Origin of the sequence: Daejeonella sp. (assembly GCF_044348475.1) — a bacterium.
GTDB lineage: Bacteria > Bacteroidota > Bacteroidia > Sphingobacteriales > Sphingobacteriaceae > Daejeonella.
Window position 1 is genome coordinate 16,563 of sequence record NZ_JBIKSU010000026.1, and the last position, 10,482, is coordinate 27,044.

Consider the following 10,482-nt stretch of genomic DNA (forward strand, 5'->3'; position numbering starts at 1 on the left):
GCTATCTGCTGCTTAGGTATCAACTATTAAAGTTCTTTTACGGCTTTTTTAAACTGGTTTCCACGGTCTTCATAATTCTTAAACAAGTCAAAACTGGCACAAGCGGGCGATAAGAGAACAGTATTGCCTTTTGTAGCTAAATGATAGGCAATCTGAACAGCTTCATTTGCTGAAAAAGTATTTACAATTACTTCTACATCGTCTTCAAATGCTTCATGAATTCGCTTATTATCTTTACCAAGACAGACTATAGCTTTCACTTTTGATTTTACAAGATCTTTTAACATGTTATAATCATTGCCCTTATCAACCCCACCAAGAATAAGAACAACTTCTCCGGGCATACTTTCAAGTGCATACCAAGTAGAATTCACGTTAGTAGCCTTTGAATCATTGATAAAATCAATTCCTGATATACGGGCAACATGTTCAAGCCTATGTTCAATGTTTGTGAAACTTGCCATACTTTCGCGAATAGTTTCATTCCTTAATTCAAGCACTTTTGCTACTATGCCCGAAGCCATAGAATTGTAAATGTTATGCTTACCCTGAAGAGCTAGATCTTTAATTGACATAGTAAATGATTCTTGGTTTTTATGGTGAAGGGTTAAAGTGATGTGGTCATTTTGAAGAAAGGCTCCTTGATCAAGAGTTTTCTCAATAGAAAAAGGAAAGGCATCTGCCTTGATCTGATGTTTTAACAGACCCTTCTGAGTTTCCTCGTCATCGGCACAATAAATAAAAACATCTCCTTGTTTTTGATTTTGAATAATCCTGAATTTAGAATCAGAATAATTCTCCATTTTATAGTCATACCTGTCTAAATGGTCAGGTGTAATGTTTAATAATACCGCAATATCAGCTTTGAAGTCATACATATTATCAAGCATAAAGCTGCTGATCTCCAAAACATAGTAATCAAAATTCTCGAATGCTACCTGACGTGCAAAGCTCTTTCCTATATTTCCGGCAAGGCCTATATTCAGCCCTGCATTTTTTAGGATATGATAGGTTAACATGGTAGTAGTCGACTTCCCGTTAGAACCTGTAATACAAATCATTTTGGCTTTAGAGTAACGCCCGGCAAATTCAATTTCAGAAAGTATTGGAATTTTATTTTCAATTAATTTTTTAATAATTGGAGCTTTATCAGGAATTCCCGGACTTTTTACAACTTCGGAAGCTGTTAAAATACGTTCCTCAGAATGCCCATTTTCTTCAAATGAAATTGCTGCATGCTCCAGATCTTTTTTATAATGATCCGCAATAGGTCCAAAATCTGAAACAAACACTGCATAACCTTCCTTCTGTGCTAGCAAGGCTGCACCAACTCCACTTTCGCCGGCTCCAAGAATTACGATATATTTCTTCTCTGCCATTACCTAAGCTTTAAAGTCACGATTGTTAAAATAGCCAGTATAATTCCAACGATCCAGAATCGTGTAACGATCTTGGCCTCATGATATCCTTTTTTCTGATAATGATGATGTAGCGGCGACATCAGAAAAATACGACGACCTTCTCCGTACTTCTTTTTAGTGTATTTAAAATAAGAGACTTGCATGATTACCGAAAGATTCTCAACCAGAAACACACCACATAATACAGGAATAAGAAGTTCTTTCCTGATCATGATCGCAAAAGCAGCGATGATCCCACCGATGGCTAGGCTACCGGTATCTCCCATAAATACTTGGGCTGGATACGAATTATACCATAAAAAGCCTACGCATGCTCCTACAAAAGCACCGGCAAATATCACCAGCTCTCCTGAATAGGGGATATACATAATATTGAGGTAATCGGCAAAAATGGTATTTCCGGAAACATAAGCAAGTATGGCTAGCGTAATGCCAATAATGGCCGATGTTCCTGTTGCTAAGCCATCGATTCCATCCGTAAGATTTGCTCCATTAGAAACTGCTGTAACTATAACAATTACAAAAAGTAAGAAAACAACGAGAGAATACTTTTCATACTGATCTCCAAAAACTGTAAGAACTTTGGCATAATCGAATTCATTATCCTTGTAAAAAGGCACATTGGTAATGGTTGATTTAATATCCTGAGTATAATAGAATTGATCGCCGCGCTTATGAACATCCAATGAAGCCTGCGCTTTAGCAGGTAAAGTAACCTGCTCTCTTACAACAATATCCGGATGAAAATACATGGTCCATCCAATGATCAAAGCCAATCCAACCTGACCCATGATTTTAAAACGTCCAGCAAGACCTTCCTTATCTTTTTTAAACACCTTTATATAATCATCAACAAAGCCAATCGCTCCCATCCAAACAGTAGTGATAAGCATCAAAATGATATAAATATTATCTATACGAGCAAACAAAAGAGTTGGAGCCAAAATACCTAGTAGTATAATTAAGCCTCCCATTGTTGGTGTCCCTTGCTTTTGAATCTGCCCATCCAGACCGAGGTTTCTAACGGTCTCTCCTACTTGTTTAGCACGTAATATTCTGATCAAACGGCTACCATAAACAGTTGTCAGAAGGAGTGACAAGATCACAGCCATACCGGTACGGAATGATATAAATTGGAACAATCCTGCCCCCGGAATATCATAATGCTTATCAAGCCAAGTAAATAAGTAATACAACATTAGCTTACCAGATTTAAAAATTCAGTTAATATTTCTTTATCATCAAAAGGAAGCTTTTCACCTCCAACGTCCTGATATTTTTCGTGACCTTTACCGGCAACCACAATAATATCACCTGGTTTTGCCAGATGGCACGCCGTACGAATGGCTTCTTTTCTATCAGTGATAGAAAGTGCCTTTCTTTTATTCTGAGGCATAACACCTGCCTCCATATCTCTGATAATTTGCTCCGGAACCTCAGTTCGTGGATTATCAGAGGTTAGTATTACTTTATCGCTCCAATCACAAGCCACCTGTGCCATAACCGGACGTTTTGATTGATCTCTGTCGCCACCACATCCTATTACGGTGATAACCTGCTCAGTGCCTTTACGGATATCCTGAATAGTGCTCAGTACATTTTGTACCGCATCAGGAGTATGTGCGTAATCAACAATGCCAATAATTCCTGATGGAGATATCATATAATCAAATCGACCTTCGGCACCACTTAATCGACTTAATGAGGTTAAAACCTTTAGTCTATCTTGTTCAAGCAAGAGGGCTGCTGAATAAACAGCAAGTAAATTATAGGCATTAAAGCTGCCAACCATTTTAAACCAAACCTCTTCATGATCAATATTCAGAAGTAAGCCACTGAAATGGTTTTCAATGATCTTTGCTTTAAAATCGGCGATATTCTTCAGCCCATACGATTTTTTATGGGCCTCCGTATTTTGAAGCATCACCATCCCATTTTTATCATCAATATTGGTTAAAGCAAATGCCTTTTTATTGAGATGATCAAAAAATCCTTTTTTTGCCCTTAAATAAGAGTCGAATGTTTTGTGGAAATCAAGATGGTCATGTGTAAGATTGGTAAATATCCCGCCAGTAAAATCGAGCCCTTCAATCCTTGATTGTGCTACAGCATGCGAACTAACTTCCATGAAGCAGTAGTCACATCCGCTTTTCACCATATCGTGCAGTAGAGCGTTTAAAGCAATAGGATCAGGTGTTGTATGAGTAGCTGGAATGATCAGATCATTGATCTGATTCTGAACCGTTGATAGTAATCCAGTTTTATAACCCAAATCACGAAACAATTGAAACAGAAGCGTAGCAATTGTTGTTTTTCCATTGGTACCCGTAACTCCAACCAATTTTAATTTTGCAGAAGGCTTGTCATAAAAATTAGAAGCGATGATACCTAAAGCCTTTGCTGAATGATCTACTAAGAAATAATTAATATGCTCTCTTAATGTTGAAGGAAATTCTTCACATAGAATTGAAGTAGCACCAAGATCGATGGCTTTATCAATAAAAGCATGCCCATCTGATGCAGTGCCACGAACAGCAACAAACAGAACGCCAGGCATTACCTTCCTTGAATCAAAGCATATTGCATTAACTTCCGATTCAGTTGAACCGACTACCTTTAAAAGAGATACGCCATACAATATATCCTTGAGTATGCTCATCATTGAAGTTCTAAAATAATTGGATCACCTTTTGCAACCCTTGTTCCGGCAAGTAAGGATTGCCTAACTACTCTTCCGCTTCCGCGTACTAGGGTTCTCAATCCTGAATTACCTAATACATACAAGGCATCTTTTAATCCCATTCCACTGACATCAGGAACGGATCCTTCAATGAGTTTTACATCCTTATTAGCAATTCCATTATTAGTGTCAACCATCACGTAATCAGAATTCGCAGCAAACAATGCTTTGATTCCAAATGCTTTATAAACATTTTGTGTTGCCTTTTTCTCTCCAGTTTTAGATTCAGGCATGATTAAGTTTCCAGTAAATTTCTGTCCCTTCAATGGATCAAACATGTTCACATCACTGGCATAAACCCGATCTGCGATCTCGCGAAAAACTGGTCCGGCAACTGAGGCTGCATAGTAGGTGCCTTTACGAGGATTATTCACTACAACGATCAACGAATATTTTGGGTTATCGGCGGGGAAATATCCGCAAAATGATGCCTGGTATTTTTTATCAACCTGATAACCTTTATTTGCATCGGCTACCTGTGCAGTACCGGTTTTACCTGCAATACGGTACAAAGGAGAAGCAAGACCTTTGCCTGTACCTTCGATAACCACTCCTTCTAGTAGAGCCTGCGCCTTCTTAATGGTTATATCTGAGACAATTTGTTCATTGATAACTCGTGCTTTAAACACTTCAACGGTATTACCCAGGCGTCTAATTTCACGAACAAAAATTGGAGCAATATATTTACCATCATTTGCAACTGCATTATAAAAGGCAAGCATTTGTAAAGGAGTGATCTGCATTTCATACCCATAAGCCATCTGCGGAAGTGTTTGTTTTTTATTCCAACTCCTGTTCTCTGGGTTTTTTATAACGGGCTGCCCCTCGCCAGGGATCTGAAGCATTAATTTTTTATTGAGCCCCCATTTGTAAAGGTGCTCCGAAAATTTTCCCTGATCATTTTGATAAGCCGCATTGATCATTTTAGCAATTGCCACATTTGATGACTCCTCAAAGGCTCTTTTAACAGTTACAGTACCAATACCGCCATGAGAATCGCGAATAGTATGGCCAGGAATCCTATAAGTACCATCGCCGGTTGCCACCATTGAATTTGTATCCACCTTATTATCTTCAAGCAATGATAGGTAAGACGCTAGTTTAAAGGTTGATCCAGGATCTTGACTTGCAGCAATCGCATAGTTAAACTGCTCTTCATATTCACCAGTGCTTACCTTACTGAAGTTAGCAACTGCTCGAATTTCACCGGTTGCTACTTCCATTAGTATCACGCAACCATGATCAGCATCGCTGATAACCAATTGCTTTTTCAAAGCTCTTTGCGCCACATCCTGCATATTGATATCGATGGTAGCAATAATATCAGCACCTTCTTTTGGAGCAATTTCAATATCCTGATTCACGGGCATATAAACACCTCCAGCAATACGCTGCATCATTCTTTTGCCGCTTTCACCATCAATATATGCACTGTAAGCACCTTCTAGCCCTACAGGCTGTACATTTTTATTCTTATAACCAATTGTACGTTTTGCCAGAGTCTGGAACGGTAAGATCCGCTTATTTTGCTGTACAGAAATTAGCCCTCCTTTATACCGTCCAAGATTAAAAATCGGAAACTTACGGATGGCTTTTAAATCCTGATGAGTAACATCTCTTTTAAGTAATAAATATCTTGCCTTATCGCCACGAGCCTCACGAAGCACCCTTGAATATTGTTTTGTTGACTTATCACCAAAAAAAACAGATAGCTTGGCGGCAAGAGAATCTACTTTTTCATAAAAAACATCATCTTTTTCGATACCTCCTGCAAGCATATCCATCCTTATTTCATACTCAGGGACAGAGGTAGCAAGTAGGCTACCATCTACAGAATAGATATTACCGCGTGCAGCTTCCACATTAGCAAAACGGGTAGAAAGGCTATCGGCCATTGATCTCCATTTTTCGCCTTCCACAAACTGAACATGGAATAATTTAAAAAGTACCGCAAAAGCTAAAAGTACAATCAAACCAAAGGCTATGTACACTCGGAGCAATATGTCGGTTCTGATGTTCATTTTTGTCTGTTGTCTGTTGTCTGTTATCTGTTTTCTGTTATCTGTTTTCTGATAACTGTTAACTGATACTGATAACTGTTAGTTATTTAAATTCGCCTTCGGTAATGATGATTTTTTTTGGGGGTTCATTTGGCTCCATTAAGCCAAGAGTATCTACCTCCTTTGCAACTTCTGTTTGTGTACTTTTTAACATTAGGTCGGCCTTTAATGTTTTAAAATCCCAACTTAATTCTTTGACTTCCCTCCCTAGCTTATCAATATCACGAATGTTATTCTCAGCGAGGTGGCGGTTACCGATATAGATCATCCCTAAAAAAGCAATGAAAATGATGAAAGGAAGCATATCTGTAGCTGCCTGTTTTGATATCACACCTTCAGTAAACATCAGGGTAAAAAAATTCCGAGGAATTTCTGCCTTTTCATTTACCTCTGGTAGAACCTCATCTTCAACTTGAGATTCAATTTGCTCTTCTACTTTACTGTTTCTAAATTGATTACCCATATATCAAGCCCAAAAAGCCTAATTCTTTTCAGCTATTCTAAGTTTTGCACTTCTTGCTCGGTTATTTTGCTGTATTTCCTCTTCTGAGGCTATAATTGCTTTGCGGGTTAAACTTTCAAGAGGCTTGATCTGATTTCCGAAGAAATCTTTCTCAACTTCACCATGAAATTTACCTTTGGCAATAAAATTCTTGACCAGCCTATCTTCTAATGAATGATAGGACATTACTACCAGCCTGCCCCCAGGTTTCAAAACATCTACAGATTGTTCTAAAAACTCTTTTAAAGCCTCTAATTCCTGATTAACTTCTATTCTAAGAGCCTGGAAAACCTGAGCCAGGTATTTATTTTCTTTTCCTTTCGGGATTAATTTTGCAATTGCAAACTTCAGCTCATCTACCGTATTGATCGGTTTATTTAGCCGTTGGGTTACCAGAGTATTTGCCAATGTCTTCGCATTTTTAATTTCTCCATAAATTCCAAAAATGCGATGAAGCTGTTCTTCAGTGTAATTATTGACAATCAGTTTAGCAGTAAGTGAACCAGCCTGATCCATACGCATATCTAGATCTGCATCAAAGCGAATAGAGAACCCCCGTTCTGGCTGATCAAACTGATGCGATGACACACCTAGATCAGCCAGAATACCATCTGCAGAAATTGCGCCCTGCAAACGGCAATTATTTTTGAGGTAGCGGAAGTTCTGATCAATAAAGGTCAATCGATCATCTTTCGGTAAATTCTTTTGTGCATCAGCATCTTGGTCAAATGCTAACAATCGGCCTTTAGGACCTAAATGTTTTAATATTTCGCGAGAATGGCCACCACCCCCAAATGTTACGTCAATGTATACGCCTTCAAGCTTAATATTCAAGCCTTCCATGCATTCCTGCAGCATCACGGGATTGTGATATTCAGTCATTTGCCCCCCTTTTGCCGGCATTGCCCATTACCTCTTCGGCAAGATTGGCAAAATTTTCAGGCTCATTATCCAGCTGACTATCGTAAGCATCTTTAGCCCAAACTTCAATTTTATTTAATACGCAAGAAAGAACTACCTCTGCATTAATGCCTGCATATTCCATTAAAGCTTTAGGAAGAAGTATACGATTCGCAGAATCTAAGGAGAGCTCGGTAGCTCCACGTGTGAAATAGCGGATAAAATCACGACTTTTCTTTTCGTAAGAATTTAATTTACTTAACTCTTCTGTGATGGAATCCCATTCTTTTTTAGTGTAAATCACGAGGTGTTTCTCGAAGCCACGATTAATCACAAGCCCTTCACGCTCAGCTTCTGGAAGCTGCTTCTTCAGGCTGGATGGTATCATCATCCGGCCTTTAGCATCAAGTTTGCAATCAAATTCTCCTAAGAAATGGGACATTATTAATTTTTACTCTTTAATTCAATTGTAAAAGTAAATAACTTACCACTTTTTACCACTATCTCCCACAAAAAAAGTTTTCCACAGTTTTTGGATGTCATTTTCTCCTAAAAACTAATTCACAGAGGCTTAAAAACAATTCGGGGTTTGTTAAATAAATGAGTAGGAATCGCCTATGTATGACAGAAGTAAATAAAATATGCTTGCGAAGGCTGATATAAAACACTTATTTTAGCGATGGTTTCGATTTTAATCGATAAACTCTTTGGGTTAGACCAATTGAAATCAATTGTATACAATTTCGAAACAATCTCTTTTTTTATTCTCGTGTATTGAAAAGCAAAACCACTGAATAGAAAATCTAAACTAAAATTATATCAAGATGAACAAGAACCTATTTATTATCGTCCTTTTAATAGTTAATTTAAAATCATTTGCTCAAGAAAAGCAGCAGCAGGATAAAAAGGAAATACTACAAAAAGTACAGCAGTTTTTTGATGCACTAGAAACACAGGATACCGTTTTATATAAATCTATATTATTAAAAGATGGGCAAACCTGGGCAATATCCGAGAAAGATGGCACTGTAAAATATTCCATGCGCCAATTCAGTGACCGATTAAAAACATTGATCAACCCAAATTCTATAATTCAAGAAAAAACGCTTAGTTCTAAGGTTATGATCCATAAACAAATAGCGATGGCATGGGTACCCTATACATTAGATATAAGTGGCAAGTTTAGCCACACCGGAGTGGATGTTTTTACTTTGTTAAAAACAAGTGAAGGATGGAAAATCTCAACACTTGCCTTTACTATGGATTACGACTCAAAGCCAAAATGATGACTAGTATTTAAAAATCATCAGCCTATCTTCGAAGCTCATACCTCATACTTCAGACTTCAATCCTCATACCTCATACTTCAGACCTCATACTTCAGACCTCATACTTCAGACCTCATACCTCAGTGTCATTCCTTCCTAGATTAGGAACCATAAATAGCCTTCACGCCAGGCAATTCCTTACCTTCCATATATTCCAGTAAAGCGCCGCCACCGGTTGAAACATAGCTTACCTGGTCTTCAAAGCCAAATTTTGAAACAGCTGCCGCTGAATCACCGCCACCAATCAAAGAAAATGCACCGTTTTTTGTAGCTTCAACTACGGCAACTGCAACTGCCTTTGTGCCTACTTCAAATTTCTCCATTTCAAAAACGCCCATCGGACCGTTCCAAAGAACCGTTTTAGAGTTTTTAATCACATCACTAAAAAGTTTAGCTGTCTGCGTACCAATATCTAGTCCCATCCAATCAGATGGTATAGTTCCAGCTTTAACAACAGCCGTCTTAGCATCTGGCGAGAATGCATCTGCAATGACTGTATCTACCGGTAAAATCAGATTTACTTTCTTCTGCTTTGCTTTTTCCATTAATTCAAGGGCAAGAGCCATTTTATCATCCTCACAAATTGATGTACCGATCTGTCCGCCCTGAGCTTTGGCAAACGTATAAGCCATGCCACCTCCAATAATCAGATTATCAACCTTATCGAGTAGCTTCTCAATCAACAGAATTTTATCCGAAACTTTAGCTCCACCCATAATGGCCGTAAAAGGCCTATCTGCATGATTTAAAATCTTCTCTGCATTTGCTAATTCGCCAGCCATCAAGTATCCAAAATATTTTGCTTGAGGGAAGAATTTTGCAATAATAGCAGTTGAGGCGTGTGCACGATGTGCAGTCCCAAAGGCATCATTCACATAAACATCACCCAACTGAGCCAGTTTTTTGGCGAAAGCCTCATCACCCTTCTCTTCTTCCTTATAAAAACGTAGGTTTTCCAAAAGCAATACTTCGCCTGATTTTAATGCCTTTGCCTTTGCGATCGCATCTTGTCCAATACAATCTGATGAAAATTGAATATCAGTTTTCAATAAAACTGCAAGATGTTTAACAATATGACGAAGCGAATATTTATCATCGGGGCCATCTTTGGGTCTACCCAAATGCGACATTAATATCACTGAACCACCATCCTTCAAAATCTTTTCTATGGTTGGTACTGCACCAACCATACGGTTATCATCAGTTATATTGAATTGCTCATCAAGCGGAACGTTAAAATCGACTCTGATTAAGGCCTTTTTTCCTGAAAAATTTATTAAATCTATTGTATTCATATTATTAGTGTTTTAGCGAATAAACGCTGTTTTATTGAATTTTTAAATACATCGCCTTATGCTTGCCAATGCCTGGTATATCAAATTCTTCTGAAATAAACTCAAATCCCAACCCAGTATAAAATCGAAAAGCAACCTTACGAGCATTACACCATAGGTAATTTGCTTTTTGTCCGCGAAGATAAACGATTGAGAAATTGACCAGCTGATTCCCAATCCCAGTACCCTGATAAGCA

The 10,482-nt window shown here is 38.2% G+C and carries 10 protein-coding genes; 1 reads left to right on the forward strand and 9 read right to left on the reverse strand.

The genetic code is table 11. The annotated features are described in order from the left end of the window. Positions 1–26 precede the first annotated feature (26 nt). The 7 genes from murD to mraZ all read right to left on the reverse strand — a co-directional run bounded on the left by murD (position 27) and on the right by mraZ (position 8,065). A complete protein-coding gene (gene murD / locus ACIQZ6_RS07455; protein ID WP_395809714.1) occupies positions 27–1,379 on the reverse strand; it encodes a UDP-N-acetylmuramoyl-L-alanine--D-glutamate ligase in 1,353 nt (450 codons plus the stop codon). Then, entirely contained in the window at positions 1,379–2,620 is a 1,242-nt protein-coding gene (gene mraY / locus ACIQZ6_RS07460) for a phospho-N-acetylmuramoyl-pentapeptide-transferase (protein WP_395809716.1), read from the reverse strand. Before mraY ends, murD begins: the two co-directional genes overlap by 1 nt. Continuing rightward, entirely contained in the window at positions 2,620–4,080 is a 1,461-nt protein-coding gene (locus tag ACIQZ6_RS07465; protein WP_395809732.1) for a UDP-N-acetylmuramoyl-L-alanyl-D-glutamate--2,6-diaminopimelate ligase, read from the reverse strand. Before ACIQZ6_RS07465 ends, mraY begins: the two co-directional genes overlap by 1 nt. After that, the gene (locus ACIQZ6_RS07470; protein ID WP_395809718.1) at positions 4,080–6,182 is read right to left on the reverse strand and encodes a penicillin-binding protein; all 2,103 of its coding nucleotides are present in this window, start codon (positions 6,180–6,182) and stop codon (positions 4,080–4,082) included. The genes ACIQZ6_RS07465 and ACIQZ6_RS07470 overlap by 1 nt, the downstream gene beginning before the upstream one ends. An 82-nt stretch (positions 6,183–6,264) precedes the next feature. After that, positions 6,265–6,684 carry an FtsL-like putative cell division protein gene (locus tag ACIQZ6_RS07475; protein WP_395809720.1) on the reverse strand — a complete coding sequence of 140 codons (420 nt, stop codon included), beginning with the start codon at positions 6,682–6,684 and terminating at the stop codon, positions 6,265–6,267. 18 nt (positions 6,685–6,702) lie between these two features. Next, positions 6,703–7,605: a 16S rRNA (cytosine(1402)-N(4))-methyltransferase RsmH gene (rsmH, locus tag ACIQZ6_RS07480; RefSeq protein WP_395809722.1), complete on the reverse strand. Its 903-nt coding sequence runs from the start codon at positions 7,603–7,605 to the stop codon at positions 6,703–6,705. Beyond that, complete coding sequence (mraZ, locus tag ACIQZ6_RS07485) at positions 7,598–8,065, reverse strand: division/cell wall cluster transcriptional repressor MraZ (protein WP_395809724.1); 468 nt, start codon at positions 8,063–8,065, stop codon at positions 7,598–7,600. Before mraZ ends, rsmH begins: the two co-directional genes overlap by 8 nt. Positions 8,066–8,447: 382 nt before the next feature. On the opposite strand from mraZ, the gene ACIQZ6_RS07490 reads away from it, so the two are divergent. Continuing rightward, the gene (locus tag ACIQZ6_RS07490) at positions 8,448–8,909 is read left to right on the forward strand and encodes a nuclear transport factor 2 family protein (protein ID WP_395809726.1); all 462 of its coding nucleotides are present in this window, start codon (positions 8,448–8,450) and stop codon (positions 8,907–8,909) included. Between the two features lie 143 nt (positions 8,910–9,052). Here the strand turns inward: ACIQZ6_RS07490 and ACIQZ6_RS07495 are convergent, their stop codons facing one another. Both ACIQZ6_RS07495 and ACIQZ6_RS07500 read right to left on the reverse strand, forming a co-directional pair. Next, positions 9,053–10,246 carry a phosphoglycerate kinase gene (locus ACIQZ6_RS07495; protein ID WP_395809728.1) on the reverse strand — a complete coding sequence of 398 codons (1,194 nt, stop codon included), beginning with the start codon at positions 10,244–10,246 and terminating at the stop codon, positions 9,053–9,055. Positions 10,247–10,277: 31 nt separating this feature from the next. Continuing rightward, positions 10,278–10,482, reverse strand: a 205-nt coding sequence (locus ACIQZ6_RS07500) for a GNAT family N-acetyltransferase (RefSeq protein ID WP_395809730.1), incomplete at its 5' end; no start/stop codon positions are given.